General features: G+C 59.9%; 20 protein-coding genes and 1 CRISPR repeat array. Of the genes, 19 read left to right on the top strand and 1 reads right to left on the bottom strand.

Features of this window, described 5'->3' with window-relative positions:
* Window positions 1-280: 280 nt before the first annotated feature.
* The 19 genes from csy1 (at window position 281) to DD235_RS05340 (ending at window position 18,481) form a co-directional block, all read left to right on the top strand.
* A complete protein-coding gene (gene csy1 / locus DD235_RS05430) occupies window positions 281-1,633 on the top strand; it encodes a type I-F CRISPR-associated protein Csy1 (protein ID WP_204524205.1) in 1,353 nt (450 codons plus the stop codon).
* Complete coding sequence (csy2, locus tag DD235_RS05425; RefSeq protein ID WP_109061064.1) at window positions 1,630-2,655, top strand: type I-F CRISPR-associated protein Csy2; 1,026 nt, start codon at window positions 1,630-1,632, stop codon at window positions 2,653-2,655. Before csy1 ends, csy2 begins: the two co-directional genes overlap by 4 nt.
* Before the next feature lie 26 nt (window positions 2,656-2,681).
* Complete coding sequence (gene csy3 / locus DD235_RS05420) at window positions 2,682-3,707, top strand: type I-F CRISPR-associated protein Csy3 (RefSeq protein ID WP_109061063.1); 1,026 nt, start codon at window positions 2,682-2,684, stop codon at window positions 3,705-3,707.
* Between the two features lies 1 nt (window position 3,708).
* Window positions 3,709-4,272 carry a type I-F CRISPR-associated endoribonuclease Cas6/Csy4 gene (cas6f, locus tag DD235_RS05415; RefSeq protein WP_109061062.1) on the top strand — a complete coding sequence of 188 codons (564 nt, stop codon included), beginning with the start codon at window positions 3,709-3,711 and terminating at the stop codon, window positions 4,270-4,272.
* A 128-nt stretch (window positions 4,273-4,400) separates the two neighbouring features.
* Window positions 4,401-5,148: direct repeats of the CRISPR family, unit length 28 nt; unit sequence CTTCACTGCCGTATAGGCAGCTCAGAAA.
* A gap of 82 nt (window positions 5,149-5,230) precedes the next feature.
* Window positions 5,231-5,989 carry a hypothetical protein gene (locus tag DD235_RS05410; protein ID WP_109061061.1) on the top strand — a complete coding sequence of 253 codons (759 nt, stop codon included), beginning with the start codon at window positions 5,231-5,233 and terminating at the stop codon, window positions 5,987-5,989.
* A 36-nt stretch (window positions 5,990-6,025) separates the two neighbouring features.
* Window positions 6,026-6,784 (top strand): hypothetical protein, encoded by a 759-nt coding sequence (locus DD235_RS05405; protein ID WP_109061060.1) that lies wholly within the window; start codon window positions 6,026-6,028, stop codon window positions 6,782-6,784.
* 34 nt (window positions 6,785-6,818) lie between these two features.
* On the top strand, window positions 6,819-7,454 hold the full coding sequence (locus DD235_RS05400) for an SMI1/KNR4 family protein (RefSeq protein WP_109061059.1): 636 nt from the start codon (window positions 6,819-6,821) through the stop codon (window positions 7,452-7,454).
* 97 nt (window positions 7,455-7,551) lie between these two features.
* On the top strand, window positions 7,552-8,511 hold the full coding sequence (locus tag DD235_RS05395; protein ID WP_109061058.1) for a LysR family transcriptional regulator: 960 nt from the start codon (window positions 7,552-7,554) through the stop codon (window positions 8,509-8,511).
* A gap of 272 nt (window positions 8,512-8,783) precedes the next feature.
* Window positions 8,784-10,253: a dihydropyrimidinase gene (gene hydA / locus DD235_RS05390; RefSeq protein WP_109061057.1), complete on the top strand. Its 1,470-nt coding sequence runs from the start codon at window positions 8,784-8,786 to the stop codon at window positions 10,251-10,253.
* Window positions 10,254-10,281: 28 nt separating this feature from the next.
* On the top strand, window positions 10,282-11,217 hold the full coding sequence (locus DD235_RS05385; protein WP_193519562.1) for an N-carbamoyl-D-amino-acid hydrolase: 936 nt from the start codon (window positions 10,282-10,284) through the stop codon (window positions 11,215-11,217).
* A 46-nt stretch (window positions 11,218-11,263) separates the two neighbouring features.
* Window positions 11,264-12,100 carry a transporter substrate-binding domain-containing protein gene (locus DD235_RS05380; protein WP_109061056.1) on the top strand — a complete coding sequence of 279 codons (837 nt, stop codon included), beginning with the start codon at window positions 11,264-11,266 and terminating at the stop codon, window positions 12,098-12,100.
* Between the two features lie 98 nt (window positions 12,101-12,198).
* Window positions 12,199-12,960, top strand: coding sequence for an amino acid ABC transporter ATP-binding protein (locus tag DD235_RS05375; RefSeq protein WP_109061478.1), 762 nt, complete (start codon window positions 12,199-12,201; stop codon window positions 12,958-12,960).
* Entirely contained in the window at window positions 12,957-13,643 is a 687-nt protein-coding gene (locus DD235_RS05370; protein ID WP_109061055.1) for an amino acid ABC transporter permease, read from the top strand. Before DD235_RS05375 ends, DD235_RS05370 begins: the two co-directional genes overlap by 4 nt.
* Window positions 13,644-13,670: 27 nt before the next feature.
* Window positions 13,671-14,357 (top strand): amino acid ABC transporter permease, encoded by a 687-nt coding sequence (locus DD235_RS05365; protein WP_109061054.1) that lies wholly within the window; start codon window positions 13,671-13,673, stop codon window positions 14,355-14,357.
* Between the two features lie 40 nt (window positions 14,358-14,397).
* Window positions 14,398-15,075, top strand: a complete 678-nt coding sequence (locus DD235_RS05360; protein ID WP_109061053.1) for an aspartate/glutamate racemase family protein — start codon at window positions 14,398-14,400, stop codon at window positions 15,073-15,075.
* Window positions 15,076-15,185: 110 nt separating this feature from the next.
* Window positions 15,186-15,539, top strand: coding sequence for a RidA family protein (locus DD235_RS05355; RefSeq protein WP_109061052.1), 354 nt, complete (start codon window positions 15,186-15,188; stop codon window positions 15,537-15,539).
* A gap of 58 nt (window positions 15,540-15,597) precedes the next feature.
* Window positions 15,598-16,413, top strand: coding sequence for a 2,3-dihydro-2,3-dihydroxybenzoate dehydrogenase (locus tag DD235_RS05350; RefSeq protein ID WP_109061051.1), 816 nt, complete (start codon window positions 15,598-15,600; stop codon window positions 16,411-16,413).
* Window positions 16,414-16,501: 88 nt separating this feature from the next.
* On the top strand, window positions 16,502-17,287 hold the full coding sequence (locus DD235_RS05345; RefSeq protein WP_109061050.1) for a uracil-DNA glycosylase: 786 nt from the start codon (window positions 16,502-16,504) through the stop codon (window positions 17,285-17,287).
* Window positions 17,288-17,404: 117 nt separating this feature from the next.
* The gene (locus tag DD235_RS05340; protein WP_109061049.1) at window positions 17,405-18,481 is read left to right on the top strand and encodes an asparaginase; all 1,077 of its coding nucleotides are present in this window, start codon (window positions 17,405-17,407) and stop codon (window positions 18,479-18,481) included.
* Between the two features lie 102 nt (window positions 18,482-18,583).
* Here the strand turns inward: DD235_RS05340 and DD235_RS05335 are convergent, their stop codons facing one another.
* Window positions 18,584-20,908, bottom strand: a complete 2,325-nt coding sequence (locus DD235_RS05335; protein ID WP_109061048.1) for a TonB-dependent siderophore receptor — start codon at window positions 20,906-20,908, stop codon at window positions 18,584-18,586.
* Window positions 20,909-20,975: the final 67 nt, after the last annotated feature.

The raw sequence follows: 20,975 nt of genomic DNA, 5'->3' as shown, positions 1-20,975 counted from the left end.
AGGGCTCCATGCCAACACCAAGCCCCATCAGATTTTGCCTCTGGAACACGGATATATGTGAGCGTCTGCCTATTCGACAGTAAAAACCCACATCAACGAAGGTACTCTTTTTCTGATCTATTTATGAAAAATCTTATTAATCAACAATATTGATAATAAATAAGAGGCTCATGGACATATTTTAATTTGAAACTTATTATGTAAATATAAAACACAACATAAAGCGTGTGCGATATCCAACAATCAGCCGACTCACATTCGGTTTTACATGGAGGATCCAATGAGTAACCGATCAGAACGATCTCCCCGCTCTGAGCGTTTTCGTACGACCATCTCCGACTTCATCAACACACGACGTGATGCCAAGCTCAAGGGCAAGGAAGACGACGCCGAAGCCGCCGCCAAATACGATTACGCCACATGGCTAGGCGATGCCGCCCGACGGGTGGGCCAGATTCAGGCCGTCACTCATGTATTGAAAGCAACCCATCCAGATGCACGCGGCAGCAGCCTGCATGTTCATCCGGAAACACTGCCCCAACATCCTGAAATCGGCAGCCACTCGCTGGGCGAGAACTTTGCTGAGGATGTCGTGGGCAACGCCGCTGCCCTGGACGTATTCAAGTTCCTGAAACTGGCAGTCGATGGCCGCAAGCTGCTGGACTGGATGCAGGTAGCAGACGCCGACCTCCTGGCTGCGCTGCATACAGATCCCACGACGGCCCAGGAATGGGCCACCGCCTTTTCCGGTTTGGTACGCACTGAAACACAGGCTGTTTCGCACGCCAAAGCCAAGCAACTCTACTGGCTGACAGGCAACGACCCGAGCGACAACAGCCAGTATCTGCTGCTGCAGCCCCTGTTCTCCAGCAGTCTGGCGCATGCTGTACATGACGACATTCAGGAAGCCCGCTTTGGCGAGCCCAATAAACTGGCCCGCCAGGCGCGCCGCAGCAAGGAAGCGCACGACAGTCCCTACCGTGATTATCGGAATCTGATCGTTCGCAAGCTGGGCGGGACAAAGCCACAGAATATCTCGCAGTTGAACAGTGAACGGGGTGGCATCAACTACCTGCTGGCCTCCCTGCCACCCCAACGCTGGCAAGATCAAGACAAAATCAAACTGCACAACGTAAAGTCGGCGCTGGATGGCCTGCGCAACCTCCCGCAAGTCCGTTCGCTCATCCAGGAATTGGCAGCCTTCCTGCTCACGAACCCGCCCCCCACGATGAAAACACGGTTGAAACGCGAAGCCATCGAACAGGCGTTGGGTGCGCAACTGCCGGTTTTTGTCGAACGCATCAAAGTACAGATGCAACACCCCGGCTGGACCCGCACAGATTGCGAACTGGCACTGTGCGAACAGCTCTGGCTGGATGCTGACCGCACTGGGCTTGATCTTCGCGAAACCCCGGAGGAGCAGAAAAAAGACCAGGATTTCAATGCCGCCTACCATTGGGGCGACTGGCCAGACCAGGTTGCAGGCCGCTTTGCCAACTGGGTAAACGAACAATTGCATGTCGCCGGCCTGACCATCGTCGGCACCAGCGAAGCCAAACACTGGGCGCGGCAAGCCATCATTGATGCAGCCTGGCCGGTTCCCATGCAGCGCCGTATGGGAGAAACCGCATGAGCCACTATCCCGAACATGACTTCCTGCTTGTGCTGCCGCACCTGCAGATCCAGAATGCCAATGCAGTCTCCAGCCCGCTGACACATGGATTTCCATCCATCACGGCTTTTCTGGGCCTGATGTGGGCGCTTGAGCGCAAGGTGCGCGAGCAGGGTCTGGCACTGTCTTTCAAGGCCATCGGTGTGGTCTGCCACGATCACCAGGAGCAAAGCACCCAATCCGGGTTTGTCGGCAGTTTTTGCCTGACCCGCAACCCGATCGACAAGGATGGCAGCACCGCCGCGATTGTCGAGGAAGGCCGTATCCATCTGGAGATCAGCCTGGTACTGGCCGTGGATTGCCCGCGCTGGCTATCCGATCCTGATGAGAGGAAGCAGGATGCCGAACAGATCGCACAGCTTCTGACCAACATGCGAATTGCAGGTGGCACGCTTTTGCCCCCCTACCGACCGTCTGCCAAGCGACACCAGGCCTATGTCGTAGACCTGTCCGGCAACGAAGAAGAACTCGGGCGGCAGTTCAGCCAAACACGCATGCGCCTGCTGCCAGGCTATGCACTGGTGGCACGAGATGATCTGCTGACATCACGTCTGGCAGAGTTGCAAACCACACAACCAAACGCAACCAGGCTGGATGCCTGGCTGTCACTGTCACGGATCAATTGGCATTACGCCGAAACCGAGCTGCCCTCCGAAGGCACGGTTACCGCCAAAGCGCCTAAAAGCGAGTGGCAGCATGACCGGAAGGATCTCGGCTGGATCGTTCCGATTCCGGTCGGCTACGGCGCACTGGGTGAAACACATCCGCCAGGCAGCGTGGCCAACACACGCGACAGCGATATGCCCTTCTGCTTCGTGGAAAGCCTGTATTCGGTAGGCGAGTGGTTGAGTCCACACCGTCTGAACACGCCCCAGGAATTGCTGTGGTATGTCGATAGCCAGCCCGACAACGGCCTGTATCGCTGCCGGAACGACTACCGCCTTGCCCATGACTCGCTGAATCTGCAGTACGACTTCGACTGAACGACGACTACGAAAAGGAATTCATCATGACCGACAACACCAAGCTCAAGACCGCCTCCGTCCTCGCCTTTGAGCGCAAGCTCGATCCTTCCGATGCGCTTTTCCAGGCCGGACAATGGGCCACACGCAATGACACCGCAGAATGGCAACCTGTGGGCATCATCCCGAAATCGGTACGCGGCACCATCTCCAACCGACTCAAGACCAAGGATCAGGATCCTGCAAAACTGGATGCAGCCATCCAGAATCCCAATCTGCAGACCGTTGATGTCGCCGCCCTGTCCGCAGAAGCGGACACCCTGCGCGTGCGGTTCACTCTGCGTGTGCTGGCAGGCACCGGCAAGCCCTCTGCCTGCAATGATGCAGACTATCAGCAAGCCCTGCAGGCCACCGTGACAGGCTATGTTCAGCAGCATGGTTTTGGTGAACTGGCACGCCGCTATGCCGCCAACCTGGCCAATGGCCGTTTCCTGTGGCGCAATCGTATCGGTGCCGAGCAGGTGGAAGTGCAAATTCGCCGTCTGCAGGACGGGCAGGCCACGCAACAATGGACATTCGATGCATTGTCGCTGTCGCTGCGGGACTTCGAGGCCGGCACTACCGATCTTGAGGCTCTGGGCAATGTCATTGCCAGCGGCCTGTCTGGTGAGGCGCATGTCCTGCTGGAGGTCATTGCCTTTGCCCGTCTGGGCGCAGGGCAAGAGGTATTTCCCTCACAAGAGCTGATCCTGGATCGCAGTCGCGGTGACAAAAGCAAGACGCTCTATCAGGTCAACGGCATTGCCGGCATTCACTCCCAGAAAATCGGCAACGCCTTGCGCACCATCGACACATGGTATCCGCAGGCCGACGAATCCGGTCCTATCGCGGTCGAGCCCTATGGCTCGGTCACGACCCAAGGCAAGGCATGGCGCCAGCCCAAGGATAAAGTCGATTTTTACAACCTGCTCGATAATTGGGTGCTCAAGGGCAAGGCACCTGCCAATCCAGATGATCAGCATTTTGTGATCGCCGTGCTGATCCGGGGCGGCGTCTTTGGCGAGGCCAATTGACATGGACCACTACATTGATCTGCGCGTCCGGTCAGATCCTGAGTTTCCTGTACCGCAATTGCTCAATGCCCTGTTCGCCAAGCTGCACCGTGCCCTGGTTGCGCTCAAGGCAGACGATATTGGCGTGAGTTTTCCAGGTCACAAGAGCAAAGGCGCTGGCCTGGGCCATACCCTGCGGCTGCACGGTCACCAGGCACGACTGCAGCACTTGATGCAGGAGAACTGGCTGACAGGCATGGCCGACCATATCGATGCAGCAGGCATTCTGCCAATACCGGCGGGTGTGCAGCATCGGATTGTGCAACGTGTGCAGGTACACAGCAGTGCCGAACGCATCCGCCGACGCCAGATGAAACGCCATGGATTGACGGCAGAAGAGGCACGCCAGCGCATCCCCGATACGGTAGAGCAGCGTTTGGATCTGCCCTGGCTCACCTTGCGCAGCCAAAGCACTGGACAGCACTTTCGGCTATTCGTCGAGCACTTGCCCTGCCAGACAACAGCCGTGTCAGGCAGCTTCAATGCCTACGGCCTGAGCAACGTGGCCACTGTTCCCTGGTTCTGACCCTTTTCTGGAGGGTTTTCCCAGCCTCTTTAAAAACAAAGACTTACGAAACCCTTTCAAAAAAGGGTTTCGACTACTTTTTTGTCGTAAAGCCAATGGCCTGGGGCTTTGCAGAGGTTCGGGGTCTACTTCACTGCCGTATAGGCAGCTCAGAAACGGCTCAGGCGCAGTTGCAGATATTGTTTGACCTTCACTGCCGTATAGGCAGCTCAGAAATATGCTCTATGACAGCCTGGACGCGTTAGACGCTTCACTGCCGTATAGGCAGCTCAGAAAGCGACCGGTCGGACGCTTGGCAGTCGTATATCCTTCACTGCCGTATAGGCAGCTCAGAAATTCGATGTATTCATCCACGGCTTTGTTGATTGCTTCACTGCCGTATAGGCAGCTCAGAAAGCTGAGAATGAGGGTCTAGACGCCAATGCAGTCTTCACTGCCGTATAGGCAGCTCAGAAAGTCTGGGCGTCTGTAGCCGACAATGTGGCTCTCTTCACTGCCGTATAGGCAGCTCAGAAACAATGGCATCCATGAAATCGTTGAACGGCGGCCTTCACTGCCGTATAGGCAGCTCAGAAATGCTCGTAGGTGGCCTGACTGCCGGCGACACCCTTCACTGCCGTATAGGCAGCTCAGAAAAAGTGAAAAGACTGATCACGACCGCACGCTGCCTTCACTGCCGTATAGGCAGCTCAGAAAAAGTCGGGATCACAACAGATCCGATAGGCATACTTCACTGCCGTATAGGCAGCTCAGAAAACCTTGCTGCCATTGGTGTGAATCGGGCAGCTCTTCACTGCCGTATAGGCAGTTCAGAAATGCTCGCGGCGAAAGTCCCTGACTCATAGGCACTTCACTGCCGTATAGGCAGCTCAGATAACCGGGATAAGCCGAGTGCAACTGGCCACCACGTCACTGGCAGTATGATCTATCTCCTCGCTCATCGCCTCCATTGTCGTTCATGCCTTCCCAGAATCATCCCCTCTCTTTCCCAAAAATATCGCACCAAGGTTTTGTCTACGAGGCCGATATAGACCAGCCCGCCCACATCGGCGCAGCAACCATCGGGCAGGTCATTACGCAAGAGAATGCCCCGCCCTACATCGTCGTAGACCACCATATTGACAATGTATTGCCCACTCGCTGGCCCGGTCGCCTGTGGCATGTCCGGATACTGGCGGTCGCCCGGGATCAGCCGGCTTCCTACGCAAATTACACGAGGGCAACCTCCATAGAGGTGTGCGAAGCACTCTCTCCTGCACTGCTGTTCGGGCCACAGGGAGACGCCGTGGGCAAGGTCCAGGACCTCATCCCCCACCTGACCCTTGCCCAGATCGAACATCTCGCCCAGCATGCCACACCGGCAGCAGAAGCCGGCTATGCAGCGGCCTGGGAAACCTGGCTGGAGCAAACCGACCCGGCCAGCAAGCAACCTGGCAAGCAATACGCGGGCGTACTGGCAATGGGCAATGGTCTGTCGCGCTCGCCGCTGGGCCACGCCTTCACCCTGGCACACGCGCAATATTGCAAACGTGTCAGGGCACTGGCAGGCAGCGACGCCTTTGAAGCCGATGAAGATGGCGACGAATGGTTGCGCGCACCCTGGTCGGAAGCCCTCACCACCCTGCTGTCAATCATCATGGGGCTGGGTGCCCCGCATCTGTGCAGCGAACAGGGCAAAACTGCCATGACAGCAGCATGGGCTGGCCTTCAGGCATGAACCGGGCAGACTCCGGCATCTTTTCCATTGCAATCAATGTCCCATTCCAGACTCCCCCTCTCTTTCCCGAAAACCTCACGCCAGGGCTTTGTCTATGAGTCCCGCGAAGACACTCCCACCCGTATCGGTGCAGCAACCGTCGGGCAGATCATCACGCAAGAGGATGCCCCGCCCTACATCGTCGTGGACCATGACATTGAAAATATATTGGTTACTCGCTGGCCCGGTCGCCTGTGGCATGTAAAAGTACTGGCAACAGCCCAGGATCAGCCGGCTGCCCACGCCAATTACACGAGGGCCACCTCCATAGAAGTATGCGAGGAACGTTCTGCAGCGCGTCTATTCGGGCCACGGGGAGAGATCGTAGGCTCCATCCAGGATCTCATCCCCAACCTGACCCTCGCCCAAATTGAACATCTCGCCCATCATGCAACATCCGCAATTTCATCCGATTATGATGCGGCATGGGAAACCTGGTTGGCACACGCCCATCCTTCCGACACACATCCCGAAGCGCAATCTGTTGGTGTACTGACAATGAACAGCAACCAGTTGCACTCACCACTAGGCTACGCCTTCACCCTGGCACATGCGCAATATTGCAAACGAGTCAGGACACTGGCAGGCAGCGACGCCTTTGAAGCCGATGAAGATGGCGACGAATGGCTGCGCGCCCCCTGGTCGGAAGCCCTCACCACCCTGCTGGCCGTCATCATGGGGCTGGGAGCCCCGCATCTTTACGAAGCAGAGAACACGGCACTCATGACAAAAATCTGGCAGGATCTGCCAGCCTGATCCTCCACCTCGCCCGCCCACACGTCAACACCCCATGCCGCAAAACAGCCTATTTCAATACCAGAACCGCTGGATAGAAACGTCACAACCGCCGGCGTCCGAACAGGCACTGGAAAGCATTGAAACGACGCTGGGCGCGACACTGCCGGAAGACTATAAAAATTTTCTGCGCATCGTGAATGGCGGTTATCTTGAATATGATCTGTCAGTCTCGTTCGAAGACGGCAGTCATGAATATCTTTCTTTTTCGGCCCTGTTCCATGCAGATATGGCAGACGAATGGGAGAGCAATCCCTTCGAACTGACGCAGGCCAGGCAACATCCTGATTTTCCGCGATCCGGCGTATTGCCGATTGCCCGCGATGGCGGCAGCAGCGTCTTGTATCTTGACCTGCGCCAGGGCTGCCAGATTGTGGCACATGTAGCCGGGCTGCCTGCCTGGACAGGCAAGCGACAACAGGACACCCTGCTGATCGTTGCCAGCTCGTTTGACGACTATCTGAAGCGCCTGACACTCAGCGAAGAAACCATCCTCGGCCATATCCAGGCCTTTGATGCCACGCCCGATACCGTGCAGACCACTCTGGACTGGTTCGATTCAGCGGGAAAATCCTGGCGGCAGACATATCGGGCGACATGGAACGAAAAAGTGCCGTTTCATCCCATTTAAAAATTCGTAGCCACAAGTACATGGTCAACTCAAAGCGGCAAACCACGAGGGATATCGCCAGTTTTATCCCTCACTGGCCTGCGCTATATTAGGCCTTATGAATACGACGCCCGCCCGGGGCCCCGGACTGCTCAACCTGCGCCAGATCGAAGTGTTCCGCGCCATCATGGTCAGCGGTTCGGTCAGTGGCGCGGCGACCATGCTATTCGCCTCGCAGCCGTCCATCAGTCGTACCCTGGCATCGGCCGAAAGCCGGCTTGGATTTCCGCTGTTCGAGCGGATCAAAGGCAGGCTGCATCCCACGCCCGAGGCTCGCAAACTGTTTGCCGAAGTAGAAGAAATCTACCAGGGTGTCGGCCGTCTCAACGACCTGGCACACGATCTCTCCCTCAATCGTGCCGGCGTACTGCGACTGGTGTCCAGCACCTGCTTCAGCGCACATTTGATTCCGCGAGCCATCGAGGCACTGTGCGCGCGCCAGCCAGAACTGCATATCCGCTACCAGCCTCTCACCCTGGACAGCCTGCTGCCACAATTGCTCATGGGCAATGCCGATCTGGCCATCTCACTGGCAGCACCACGCCACCCTAACCTTGTGGTCAAAAATCTGGCCAATGGCCACATGGTGTGCGTCATGCCCAAAACGCATCCCCTGGCCTCGCTGGAGGCGCTGGACGCACAGGATCTGGTCGGCCAGCGCCTCATCGCCTACGATGCCGCGTCCCCCATGGGTGCTGCCATGCGGCAGGTCCTGGCAGATGTGCCCGGTCCTTTCCATCACTGCCTGGAGGTCGCCTCGCCCCTGAGTGCTTGTGCCATGGCACAGGCAGGCGTCGGCATTGCGCTGGTCGATCCCTTCAGCATCACGGATGAGTTGAGCCATTCCCTGGCGGTACGCCCACTGGTTCCACCTGTACGCCTGGGCATGCACTGTGCCTATACGCGACTCTCTCCACTGTCGCTGCAAGCCAAACGATTTCTGACCGAGTTGCGCGATGTGGTCGCCCAGGACGCATCTCTCGAGCCCGGCGACATGCCTGGCGCGCCACGCCGCTGAACAGAAACCGCTTGCGCCATTTCTGTGCCTGCGGGTTAACCCCGGCACCAGCCCAGTGCATCCGGGAAATCCCGCCATCCGTATTCGCGCACAAGGCATAACCGAAGTGTTATGACCTGATAAGGATCGCCATAAAAAAGCAAAAATAATTTATTTAAAATCAATTAATTAAGACACATTCACCAAAATCGCGCACGCGATTTTTCGCATCTTTACCGGACACAGGCCAACGTTGCACACTGGATTCGTCAACACGTTTCCAGGCGGCCGACATGACCGATTTCGATCTCACCGTGCGCAATGCACACATCATTACCGCAACCGACGATTTCCATGGCGACATCGGCATCATCGGCGGGCACATTCATACCATTTCGGACCACCTGCACGCAGGGCAACGCGATATCGACGCAGGTGGTCGCATGGTGTTTCCCGGCGGTATCGACAGCCACTGCCATGTCGAGCAGCTTTCCAGTATGGGCGTACCCTGCGCAGACGACTGGCATTCGGCCAGCGTATCGGCAGCCTTTGGGGGCACCACCACCATCATCCCCTTTGCCGCCCAGCATCGCGGCCAGCGTCTGCGCGACGTCGCTGCACACTATGCCGCCCAGGCTGCAGCCAAGTCGGTCATCGACTACAGCTATCACCTGATTCTCTCCGAAACCGATCCCGTCACGCTGCGCGAAGACCTGCCCGCACTGATCGGTGCCGGCATCACGTCGTTCAAGGTTTTCATGACCTACGACAAGCTCAAGCTCGACGACACCCAGTTGCTGGATGTGTTTGCGGTGGCCGCAGAATATCGGGCCCTGCCCATGATCCATGCGGAAAACAACGACGTGATCCTCTGGATTGCACGTCACCTGCTGGCACGCGGTCATACCGCCCCCAAATACCATGCTGTCAGCCATGCTCCCGCAGCAGAAGACGAAGCCACCGCGCGGGCCATCAAGCTGGCCTCCATCCTGGACGTCCCTATCCTCATCGTGCATGTTTCGACCCAGGGTGGCGCACAGGCCATCCTGTCTGCACAGACGCTGGGCGCAGCGGTCCATGGCGAGACCTGCCCGCACTACCTGCTGCTGACGGCCGAAGACCTTGACCTGCCCGGTGTCGAGGGTGCCAAGTTCTGCTGCAGCCCGCCACCTCGTGACCCGGCGTCACAGGAGGCGCTCTGGCGTGCGCTCAAGAACGGTGTCCTGCGCTGCTACTCATCCGACCATGCGCCCTATCGCTATGACGAAACCGGCAAGATCCCGAATGGCGATGCCACCACATTCAAGCAGGTTGCCAACGGGTTGCCTGGACTGGAGCTACGCATGCCGCTGCTGTTTTCCGAAGGGGTACGCACGGGCCGGATCACGCTCAACGAGTTCGTGGCCCTGACTTCGACCAACCACGCCACGATGTACGGCCTACATCCACGCAAGGGCGTCATTGCCCCTGGGGCCGATGCCGACCTAGTGATCTGGGACGCCGATCGCACAGTGGAAGTGACGGCATCCGGACTGCATGATGCCGTTGGCTACACCCCCTACGAGGGACGCATCGTGACCGGCTGGCCTGACACCGTCATCAGCAGGGGACGCGTCATCGTCGATCAGGCAGGCCTGCATGCCGAACCCGGCAGCGGTCGCTTTCTCCCGCGCGATACACCCAGCCCAGTGCTGACCCAGCGTCCGCCACCCGATGCGTCCCGCTTCCTGCGCGGCCTGCTGTCCTCGCATCTCGATCACTGAACCTTCTTTCTTCGCAATAGGAACCGACATGAGCACTTCCCGGAAATTCGGACTGGCCGTGGCCCAGATGGGGCCGGTACACCTGCAGGACGATCGCGCATCGGTCGTGCGACGCCTGATCGACATGCTGCGCCAGGCCCATGCACGCCAGGCCCGCATGGTGGTTTTTCCCGAACTGGCCCTGACCACTTTTTTCCCGCGCTACTGGATGGAAAAAACCGAAGCCGAGGCGCGCTTCTTCGAGCATGCCATGCCCAATCCAGACGTGCAGCCGCTGTTTGACGAAGCCCGCCGCCTGGGCGTGGGCTTCTACCTGGGCTACGCCGAACTGACCCCGGAGGGCCGCGCCTTCAATACCGCCATCATCGTCGACGACAAGGGCAATATCGTCGGCAAGTACCGAAAAATCCATCTGCCCGGTCACGACGACCACAAGACAGAGGCACCTTTCCAGCATCTGGAGAAAAAATTCTTCGAAGTCGGCGATCTGGGCTTCCGTGTCTTCGATGCCATGGACGTACGCATGGGCATGTGTCTGTGCAACGACCGCCGCTGGCCCGAAACCTACCGCGTCATGGCACTGCAGAGCGCCGAACTGGTCGTGCTGGGCTACAACACGCCCTCGGTCAATATCCACTGGAACGAGCCGGTACACCTGCGCACCACCACCCACCTGATCTCGTTGCAGGCCAACGCCTACCAGAACGGCATCTGGGTAGCCGCCGCAGGCAAATGCGGCTCCGAGGACGGCCATCACATGATCGGCAGTTCGGTCATCGTCGCCCCCACCGGCGAAATCGTGGCCCGCACCAGCGGTGAAGAAGACGAAGTCATCGTCGCCGATATCGATCTGACCCTGGGCGAAAACCTGCGCCAGCACGTTTTCAATTTCGCCAAACACCGCAGCCCCGAACACTACCGCCTGATCGTCGAGCGCACCGGTGCCGGCGAGCCGGTTGCCTGACCCCGCGCCCCTGCCCCTTCCTGTCCATCATCCAGAGAGCCCGACCATGAAACTTTCGCTTCGCCATCTTTCTGCCATTTTCCTGCTGGCCTGCAGCACCGGCACGGTCCAGGCCGACCCCCTGCGCACCGGCGTGGATGCCAACTTCCCGCCACACGCTTTCCCCAAGCTGAGCGGCGGCTACCAGGGATTCAACATTGAACTGGGCGAGGAAATCGCCCGTCGCCTGGGCACCACCATCGATATCGAAGGTGCCCAGTATTCGGCCCTCATCCCCGCCATGAATGCCGGCAAGTACGACTTCGTGCTGGCCCCCACCACCGTTTCCGACAGTCGCGCCCGGTCGGTGCTTTTCACCGAAGGATATCTCGACAACAACTTCACGCTGGTGGTACTTAAAGACCGTGAAGATCTGAAGGGTCTGGAGGACCTGCGCGGCAAGACCATCACCGTGAACAAGGGCTCGGGTCCCGAGGAGTGGGCACGCGCCAACCAGGAACAATACGGCTTCGAAATCGGTGTCTACGGCACCAACGCCGATGCAGTCCAGGCCGTGATCTCGGGCCGTGCCGATGCCAACCTGGCAGGCATCACGCCCTCGATCTGGGCTGCCAAGAACAACCGTGCCATCAAGACGCTGGGCGAAATCCGGACCGGCTCGGTCTGGGCCATTCCCTTTCGCATCGATGACGTCGCCGGCCGCGATCGCGTCAGTAACGTTCTCAAATGCATGAAACAGGACGGTTCACTGCGCGCCCTCCATGAAAAATGGTTCGGCTACGCCCCCCAACCGGAATCCGCGACCGAAGTTATCGCTGAAGGCCACGGCATTCCGGGGCTGAACGGTTACGACCCGACACCCGTCACGCCCGTCTGCAACTGATTGGTAGCGGCACTTGCTGCAACGGTGCCGTGCCTCGCAGGCAAGGCGAACTCGGCACCGGCCCTGATCGCATCCTCAATCGCAACGACCACTCGATCATGAACACTCCGCTCATCCTGCAAGTCAACCGACTCCACAAGAACTATGGCGCAACGCCCGTCCTCAGGGGCATCAACCTGGACGTGCGTGCAGGGGAGCTGATTTCCGTCATTGGCCCATCCGGATCCGGCAAGAGCACCCTGCTGCGCTGCTGCAACCGGATGGAGGAGGCCAGCGGCGGTGAAATCCTGGTCGAAGGCCATGACATCAGCCATGCCAGGGGCAAAACACTGAACCAGTTGCGACTGCGGCTGGGCATGGTATTCCAGTCGTTCAACCTGTATCCGCACCTGACAGTCAAGGGCAACGTCACACTGGCGCTGCGCAAGGTCAAGAAATTCGATGCAACCAGCGCCGACCAGCTGGCACTGGCTGCGCTGGAATGTGTAGGCATGGCGCACAAGGCCGACGCCCGACCCTCCCAGCTATCGGGTGGACAACAGCAGCGCGTAGGCATTGCGCGAGCCATCGCACTGGAACCCGCCATGATCCTGTTCGATGAGCCCACCAGCGCGCTCGACCCGGAAATGGTCGATGGCGTCCTGGAAGTGATGCGCGAACTGCGCGCCAGCGGCATGACGATGATGGTGGTGACGCACGAAATGTCCTTTGCCCAGGCGGCCTCAGACCGGGTCATATTCATGGACCAGGGCGTCATCGTCGAACAGGGCACGCCAGCACAGATATTCGGCGCACCGACACAGCCCCGCACGGCCGCCTTCATCTCGCGCTCGGCCCAGCGTGCCGGAGCCCTGTCATGAACCTTGATCGGCTGGTATTCACGTTCTTCAATCCGGAAATTGCTGCCCAGTACCTGCCGCAGATACTGGAAGGTGCACGCGTCACTCTGGAACTGGGGCTGGCCATCATTGTCGCTGGCCTGCTGCTGGGCCTGTTCCTGGCCTATCTGCGCACACTGCCATGCCGTGCGCTGCGCTGGCTGATCACGGCCTTCGTCGATGTATTCCGCACACTGCCGCCCCTGATCCTGATCATCCTGTTCTACTACGCCCTGCCATTCGTCGGGCTGTCGATGGGCGCATTCACCGCTACCTGGCTATCGCTGACACTGGTCCTGGCCGCCTTCTCGGAGGAAGTATTCTGGGCCGGCATCGCCACCCAGCCACGCGGCCTGAGCGAAGCAGCACGCTCAACCGGCATGAGCCATACCCAGACCATGGTCTGGGTCGTGCTGCCTCTGGCCTGCCGCATGATGATCGCGCCACTGACCAACCGCGTCATCGCCATTACCAAGGGAACGGCCTACGGCTCGGTTGCCGCGCTCAACGAAATTCTCAACCAGGCTACTTCGGCCACCAGCTTCGCCGGCAATCCGACGCCTCTGGTGATGGGGGCCATAGGCTACCTGCTGATTTTCCTGCCGGTGGTCATCGCCGCCCGCATGCTCGAAACCCGCTATGGCCAGGGCCAGGGCCAGCACTGAAGCCGACAGCCGAGACAGGACATCGCCATGGAACAGATCATCTACTACTTCTTCAACCTCGACGTCATCCGCGAGGTAGGGCCTTACATACTGAAAGGCCTGGTCAATACGCTCTTGCTGTCGGCCTGCGTCATTCCGCTGGGCCTTGCCAGCGGCTTCGTGCTGGCCATCGCCGGCCATTGCGTGCGCAACCGCGTCGTGCGCGCCCTGCTGATCGCCTACACCGATCTGTTCAGGGCATTCCCGCCGCTTGTACTGCTGGTGCTCATCTACACCGGCCTGCCCTATCTGGGACTGGAACTGTCGCCGCTGCAGAGCGTGGCCCTGGGCTTCATGCTGAACAACTCCAGCTATTTCGGCGAAATCCTGCGAGCCGGTCTTGCCAGTGTCCCGCGCGGTCAGGTCGAAGCTGCCCGTTCGACCGGGATGAGCGCGCTGCAGACCATGCTGCATGTCCAGATCCCCCAGGCCGTACGCAATGTCTCGCCCGACCTGGTCAGCAACATGATCGAAGTGGTCAAGCTGACCAGCATTGCCAGCGTCGTCTCCGTGCCCGAGATGCTGTATGCCGCCCGTACAGCGCAATCCATGCTCTACAACCCCACCCCCATCGTGTTTGCCGCACTGGTGTATTTCGTCCTGCTCTGGCCGCTGGTGGTCATGCTGGGCCGGATGGAAAAGCGCCGCCGCCTCGCCATGGGAGCCATGTACTGATATGTCACCGACCCTTCGCACACCTGGAGAACCCCGGATCATGACCGCAGGCATCTATGTCATCAATCCTAATTCGCTGGTCCATGTGACCGACTCCATACGGGATGCGCTGGCGCACATTCCCGCCTTGCCCGGCATCCGGCTCGAGTGCCTGACGCTGCACGAAGGCCCTCCTGGCATCCAGACCCAGCGCGATGCAGACGCAGTGATTCTGCCCCTGTGCCAGAAGGTAGCAGAACTGGAGCACGACGCTGCCAGTTTCGTGTTGGCCTGCTTCAGCGATCCGGGCCTGCATGCCGTGCGCGAAACAACACGCAAGCCGGTCTTCGGCATCGGCGAGGCTGCCATGTTCTCGGCCTGCATGCGGGGCCAGCGCATCGGCGTGATTGCAGTCGGAGCCAGTTCCATTCCACGCCATATGCGCTACTTTGCCTCGATGGGCCTGCAACACCGCGTGGTACGCGAGCGGGCTGCCGGCTTTACTGTTGCGGAGGTTGCAGACCCTGCCCGGTCGCTGCAGCGGCTGATCGAGGTTGGCCGACAACTGCGCGATGAAGACGGTGCCGACGTTGTGGTACTAGGCTGCGCAGGCATGGCTGCCATGCAAGAACCCATGGAGGATGCGCTCGGCATCCCTGTCGTCGAGCCCTGCCGTGCCGCAGCCGGCATGGCCATCGGTCGCCTGCTGGCAGCCTCGCCATCGTCGGAATCGGCCTGAGCGCAGACGCATGCAACAGCACGCGAAGCCGCTACAATGTTCCCGGCGGTCAATGCCCACCCCAGGGCTTATCGCCCTGGGGCATCCACAACACACAAGGGAATGATTCAATGAGCGACATCAAGCGTTTCAACGTCGAAAAGCGCCTCTCCGACATGGCGGTCTACAACGGTGTGGCCTATCTGGCCGGCCAGATCCCCGAGAACACCGATCAGGACATCACCGGCCAGACCGCCGAAGTCCTGCAGATCATCGACCGCCTGCTGGCCGAGGCCGGTACCGACAAGTCACGCATCCTGATGGCACAGATCTTCGTCGCCAACATGCAGGAGTTTCCCGGCATGAACAAGGCCTGGGATGCCTGGGTCGCCGACGGCAACGCCCCGCCGCGCGCCACCATCGAGGCCCGCCTGGCCAATGCCGACATCAAGGTCGAGATCGTCATTACCGCCGCACTCAAGTAATTCATCATCGCGCAGCTCACACCTGTGCGCTGCCATCACCCTGCCTCGGACCCATCTCATGCACCAGCCTGCCACACCCCATCCCGATGTGGAATTTTTCGGTCGCCACGTCCTGGTCACAGGAGCAGCCAGCGGCATTGGGCGGGCACTGAGCCTGCGATTGCTGGCACTGGGTGCCCGGGTCAGCGCTCTGGATCTGGATACCTCCGCATTGGCCGGATTGGCCTGGGACGCCGATGGCATCGGCGAACCGGATGCCCTGTGCCTGCAGTCGGTCGATGTCGGCGATGCTGCCGCCGTCGAGACCGCCATTGCCGCCGCCGAGCAGCAGCATGGCCCGGTGCAATACCTGTCCTGCGTGGCCGGCGTACTGCAAATGGGCCGCATCGTCGATCTGACCGATGCGCAATGGCTGCGGGTATTCAATATCAACACGACCGGGGTATTCAATGTCTGCCGCCGTGTGGCGCGCAGCATGATCGAACAGGGCCGGGGTGCCATTGTCAATGTCAGTTCGAACGCGGCCGGTACGCCTCGCGCCGGCATGGGTGCCTATGCCGCCTCCAAGGCCGCCGTCACGCAGATGAGTGCCTGCCTGGCCCTGGAACTGGCCCCGCATGGCATCCGTGTCAATGTCGTCAGCCCAGGCTCGACCGACACCGAGATGCAACGTGCCATGTGGCGTCAGGGATCATCGCTCGACACCGTGCTGCAGGGTGATGCCGCCCAGTTCAGGCTCGGCATCCCGCTGGGCAAAATCGCCACACCCGACGATATTGCCGATGCCATCCTGTTCCTGCTGTCAAAGCGGGCCGGACACATTACGCTGCATGACCTGCGCGTCGATGGCGGGGCCACACTGGACCAGCGTTGAGCCTCACTCGCCACATGCCCCCTTTCGCCCTTCCCTCACATCGCGTCCAACCTATGTGTGCGGACGCATTCCCAAGCCAGGCATTTGCATGACGCACACGCAGCTCCAGGAACCGATTCACGCACACGCACAGCACCTGCCCCCCGCCTGGCACGCACGCCTGCAGGATGCACTGACAGCCCCCTCGTTTGCCGCCCTGGACCGCTACATCGAACAGCGACGCCAGGCCAGTGCCACGATCTATCCGCCCGAGCCGTTCCGTGCGCTGCACCTGACGGCACCTGACACCGTCCGGGTCATCATCCTGGGACAGGATCCCTACCATGGACCGGGCCAGGCACAAGGGCTGGCGTTTTCGGTGCCGACCGGCCTCAGGCGACCGCCCAGCCTGCGCAATATTTTCCTGGAAATCGCCGGTTTGCCTGCCACAGCAGGCGGCTCGCCCCCCCTCCAGCCGTCGCTCTTGCAGGAGCCCACACTCACAGTCGATGCCAAAACCCGCAGTGCCGGCTACGACAACGATCTGACGCGCTGGGCACGACAGGGCGTGCTGCTGCTCAATACCGTACTGACTGTCGAAGACGGCCAGCCGGCTTCCCATGCCCGGCAAGGGTGGGAAGCCTTTACCGACGCAATCATCCACAGTGTGGCCCGTACCGGCCCCAAGGCCTTCCTGCTGTGGGGCGCACATGCCCAGGCCAAGCAGGCGCTGCTGCCAGAGGGGGCTGGACATCTGGTCCTGACGGCCAACCATCCGTCACCGCTGTCGGCCCGGCGTCCACCCCAGCCCTTTCTGGGCTGCGCCCATTTTGCCCAGGCCAATGCGTGGCTGCGGCAACAGGGGCACGCACCCATCGACTGGGCAGGGATCTGACGCTACTAGGATAGACCCCGATGGTCGCTATCCGAACGGTCTTGTATCTTGAATGTCCCATTCCCCCTGGACAGGACCTCTCACATGAAAAGACTGTTATCCACCCTGCTCTGCAGCATGGCATTGACCCTGACTGCCATGACCGCCATGACTGCGCAGGCGCGCAGCCCGGCACCGGCCACTGCACAGGCCGCCACGCAGACGCAAAAACCCCATGTCGTAGTACTCGCCACTGGCGGCACTATTGCCGGTGCAGGCGCATCGGCCATGAACAGCGCCTCGTACACCGCCGCCAAGGTCCCCGTGGACAAGCTGCTGGCCGGTCTGCCGGAAGTACAGAACGTCGCCCGCGTCAGTGGCGAACAAGTGTTCCAGATCGCCTCCGAAAGCTTCACCAACGCCGAACTGCTGGAGCTGGCCAAGCGGGTTTCGGCACTGCTCAAACAGGATGACGTCGCAGGTGTGGTGGTCACCCACGGCACCGACACCATGGAGGAAACCGGCTTTTTCCTGAACCTGGTGATCGACAGCGACAAGCCCATCGTGATGGTCGGCTCGATGCGCCCCGGCACGGCCATTTCGGCCGATGGTGCCCTTAACCTGCTCAATGCCATCAGCGTGGCAGCCAGCGAGGATGCACGTGGCAAGGGCGCGCTGATCGTGATGAACGACGAGATCCACACGGCCCGCGATGCCGCCAAACTGGTCAACATCAAGACCAATGCCTTCCAGAGCCAATGGGGGCCGCTGGGTATGGTGGTCGAAGGCCGCAACTACTGGTTCCGCGACCCGGTCAAGCGCCACACCACCGACAGTGAATTCAATATCGACGACATCACCGAACTGCCAGCCGTCGAGATCGCCTACAGCTATGGCAACGTAGCCCCCACGGCAGTCCAGGCGCTCGGCGCATCGGGCGTCAAGGCCATCGTGCATGCCGGCACGGGCAATGGCTCGGTTCCCAACCGCATCGTGCCCGAACTCAACAAGCTGCGTGAAAATGGCACGCTCATCGTGCGCTCGTCACGCGTACCCGCCGGTTTCGTGCTGCGCAATGCCGAACAGCCTGATGATCAATACGACTGGGTCGTGGCACACGACCTGAACCCACAGAAAGCCCGCATCCTGACGGCACTGGCGCTGACTAAGGGCAACGACACCAAGGAATTGCAGCGAATTTTCTGGGAATACTGATGCCCGCCTGACGTCGCAGTTACATGGAAAAGGCCGTCCAGCAGGACGGCCTTTCTGTCTGGCGCGGACAGACCGTTTACACAGTCCGCCCGGAAACTTCCCTCAGAACTTCGCCTGCAGCGACAGCGTCACCCGGCGCGGCTCGCCGTAGATCAGGCCGTTGTAGAAACCGTACTGGCGATAGTAGGTCTTGTCGAACAGATTGCTGACATTGAGCGTCGCCGACAGGTTCTTGTTGATTTCGTAGCGGGCCATGGCATTGAACAGGGCGTAGCCACTCAGAGAAACAGGGGAGTCATCGAAACCGCCGTTACCATCGGGACGGCCAGGATACGGCACACCGATTGTCTTGCCCTGCCACGACACGCCGCCCCCCACCGTCAGCCCGGCGAGCGCGCCCGACAGTCGATAGGTCGTGTTCAGGCGCAACAGGTGGCGGGGGTCAGGCCGCTCAGCCGTGTCGTTGTTCTCGACATCCAGGTAGGTATAGCCCAGATAGACATTCCACGAAGGCGTCAACGCACCCGCCAGCTCGGCATCGAAACCCTTGACCTTGATGCCGGTGCCGGTCACGTATGCTTGCGCGCCATCCGGGGTCAGTCGGTCGCCATCTCGCAGTGCCACATCCTCCTGCTTGCTGCGGAATGCAGCCAGCGAGGCGTTGAGCGCACCATTCAGCCACTCGCCCTTGATACCGGCTTCGTAGCTGGCCCCCGTGATTGGCTTGAGCGTACCGCCACTCTCGTCTTTCTGGGTCTGGGGCGTGAAAACGTCGGTATAACTGGCATAGACCGAGTAAGTCGGCGTCAGGTTGTAGACCAGGCCATAGTAAGGTGTCCAGGCCCGCGCCCGGTTTTCGCCACTGCGGCCCGTGCGCGCACCCGAAGCGTTGTAGCCATCAACATAGGTCTTGTATTCGCTGCGACGCAGACCGGCCACCAGGCTCAGGTCATCGGTCAGCTCGAAGCGTCCGGCCACATAGCCACCATAGAGCGTGGTGCGGGTCACATTGCGCGCCCCGGTACGGAACGTCTGGTAGTTGCCGTATTCGCTGCCATCCCAGTAGCGCCAGTCGGTAACGGGCAGTTCCGTACGATACTGGCAGCCACCCCGGAATCCAGGCATGCCATCAATGCTGCAATTGCTGCCATTGAAGGTATAAGACGTTTCACGCAGACGCGAGCCATTCAGGCCAAACAGCAGTTCATGCTGGCGACCGAACAGGTTGAACGGTCCCGACAGATCCACCGCAAAAGCGTTGTTCTCGCTCTCGCTCTCGGAGTGGATCGCATTGAGGTAGGCTCCGCTGCCATCCTGGCTCCAGTGCGGCCAGACCACTCCGCCATTATTGACCTTGACGACGCCCATGTTGTTCAGATCGTCGCGGCTCGTATAGGCGTAATTGGCGCTCACTTTCCAGTCGTTCTCGAAGCGATGGTCCACCGAGGCGAACAGGGTATGACCTTCGCGCTTGGTCTTGCTCCAGTCAGCCACCGGATTGAACTTGCGGCTGAAATTGGTTTCGGTGCCATCGGCAAACCAGATCGGTACATTGGCCCCCCAGGAGGCTCCGCGTGTGATGCTGTGCTCGTACTGGTAACCGATACCCACCTGCGTGCGCTCGGTCACGTCCATCTCGACACTGGCCAGTACGCCCTGGCGCTCCAGCTTCTCGCGATCCCGAAATCCGTCCGAGTCCTCGGCGCTGACGACCAGACGCGAGCGAATGCGGCCATCCTCGGTCCAGGGTACGTTGATGTCACCCACCAGATTTTTCTTGTCCCAGCTGCCGCCACGCAGCGTCAGGCTGCCACCAAACTCACGGCCGGGACGCTTGCGCACCAGATCGATCGTGGCAGACGGATCACCGATGCCGCCCAACAAGCCATTGGCTCCACGCACGATACCGACATGATCATAGAGATCCATGTTGAACGAATTGCCGGCACCGCTGAAGGCCGAGCCTCCCACCGTAGCGAGGCCATCCACCTTGTAATTCGTGATATCGAAGCCACGTGCACGGTAAGTCGTACGGGCACCATTATCCAGTTCCGTGAACGTGATCCCGGTCGTACTGCCCAGCACGTCGCCAATGGTTTCCATGGCCTGATCGTCCATCTGCTGGCGCGTTACGACCGACACCGATTGCGGCGTCTCTTTCAGGCTCATGTTCAGGCCGGTCGACAGGTTCGAGTCCGGCACGGTATACGAATGGGTGTCCTCGGTCGGCGCATCGACCTGCCCGCCAATCTGGATGGCGGACAGGGTTGATACGCCCGGAGCCGTCTGCTCGGCTGAAGTGGCCTGCTGCGCCTGGGCATGGGAAGAAGCGGTCGCCAGCAACAGGCCGGCAGTACCGAACAGGACGGGCGAATACCAGGCCATCCGCTCTGGAGCGGCCTGGCCTGATCTGGAATCAGTGTGCATAGCGTGCGTCTCTATATAATTAAAACCAACAAGAACGAAATACGTTCACATTTACGAAGCCGCATTC

This window comes from Corticimicrobacter populi (assembly GCF_003123725.1).
Taxonomy (GTDB): Bacteria; Pseudomonadota; Gammaproteobacteria; order Burkholderiales; family Burkholderiaceae_B; genus Corticimicrobacter; species Corticimicrobacter populi.
Note: the sequence above shows the minus strand (reverse complement) of the source record. Positions and strands in the feature narration are given on the sequence as shown.

What these genes read in the sequence shown, in the direction of transcription:
- csy1 (WP_204524205.1), top strand. Translation starts at nt 281, where the DNA reads ATGAGTAACCGATCAGAACGATCTCCCCGCTCTGAGCGTTTTCGTACG.
- csy2 (WP_109061064.1), top strand. Translation starts at nt 1,630, where the DNA reads ATGAGCCACTATCCCGAACATGACTTCCTGCTTGTGCTGCCGCACCTG.
- csy3 (WP_109061063.1), top strand. Translation starts at nt 2,682, where the DNA reads ATGACCGACAACACCAAGCTCAAGACCGCCTCCGTCCTCGCCTTTGAG.
- cas6f (WP_109061062.1), top strand. Translation starts at nt 3,709, where the DNA reads ATGGACCACTACATTGATCTGCGCGTCCGGTCAGATCCTGAGTTTCCT.
- DD235_RS05410 (WP_109061061.1), top strand. Translation starts at nt 5,231, where the DNA reads ATGCCTTCCCAGAATCATCCCCTCTCTTTCCCAAAAATATCGCACCAA.
- DD235_RS05405 (WP_109061060.1), top strand. Translation starts at nt 6,026, where the DNA reads ATGTCCCATTCCAGACTCCCCCTCTCTTTCCCGAAAACCTCACGCCAG.
- DD235_RS05400 (WP_109061059.1), top strand. Translation starts at nt 6,819, where the DNA reads ATGCCGCAAAACAGCCTATTTCAATACCAGAACCGCTGGATAGAAACG.
- DD235_RS05395 (WP_109061058.1), top strand. Translation starts at nt 7,552, where the DNA reads ATGAATACGACGCCCGCCCGGGGCCCCGGACTGCTCAACCTGCGCCAG.
- hydA (WP_109061057.1), top strand. Translation starts at nt 8,784, where the DNA reads ATGACCGATTTCGATCTCACCGTGCGCAATGCACACATCATTACCGCA.
- DD235_RS05385 (WP_193519562.1), top strand. Translation starts at nt 10,282, where the DNA reads ATGAGCACTTCCCGGAAATTCGGACTGGCCGTGGCCCAGATGGGGCCG.
- DD235_RS05380 (WP_109061056.1), top strand. Translation starts at nt 11,264, where the DNA reads ATGAAACTTTCGCTTCGCCATCTTTCTGCCATTTTCCTGCTGGCCTGC.
- DD235_RS05375 (WP_109061478.1), top strand. Translation starts at nt 12,199, where the DNA reads ATGAACACTCCGCTCATCCTGCAAGTCAACCGACTCCACAAGAACTAT.
- DD235_RS05370 (WP_109061055.1), top strand. Translation starts at nt 12,957, where the DNA reads ATGAACCTTGATCGGCTGGTATTCACGTTCTTCAATCCGGAAATTGCT.
- DD235_RS05365 (WP_109061054.1), top strand. Translation starts at nt 13,671, where the DNA reads ATGGAACAGATCATCTACTACTTCTTCAACCTCGACGTCATCCGCGAG.
- DD235_RS05360 (WP_109061053.1), top strand. Translation starts at nt 14,398, where the DNA reads ATGACCGCAGGCATCTATGTCATCAATCCTAATTCGCTGGTCCATGTG.
- DD235_RS05355 (WP_109061052.1), top strand. Translation starts at nt 15,186, where the DNA reads ATGAGCGACATCAAGCGTTTCAACGTCGAAAAGCGCCTCTCCGACATG.
- DD235_RS05350 (WP_109061051.1), top strand. Translation starts at nt 15,598, where the DNA reads ATGCACCAGCCTGCCACACCCCATCCCGATGTGGAATTTTTCGGTCGC.
- DD235_RS05345 (WP_109061050.1), top strand. Translation starts at nt 16,502, where the DNA reads ATGACGCACACGCAGCTCCAGGAACCGATTCACGCACACGCACAGCAC.
- DD235_RS05340 (WP_109061049.1), top strand. Translation starts at nt 17,405, where the DNA reads ATGGCATTGACCCTGACTGCCATGACCGCCATGACTGCGCAGGCGCGC.
- DD235_RS05335 (WP_109061048.1), bottom strand. Translation starts at nt 20,908, where the DNA reads ATGCACACTGATTCCAGATCAGGCCAGGCCGCTCCAGAGCGGATGGCC.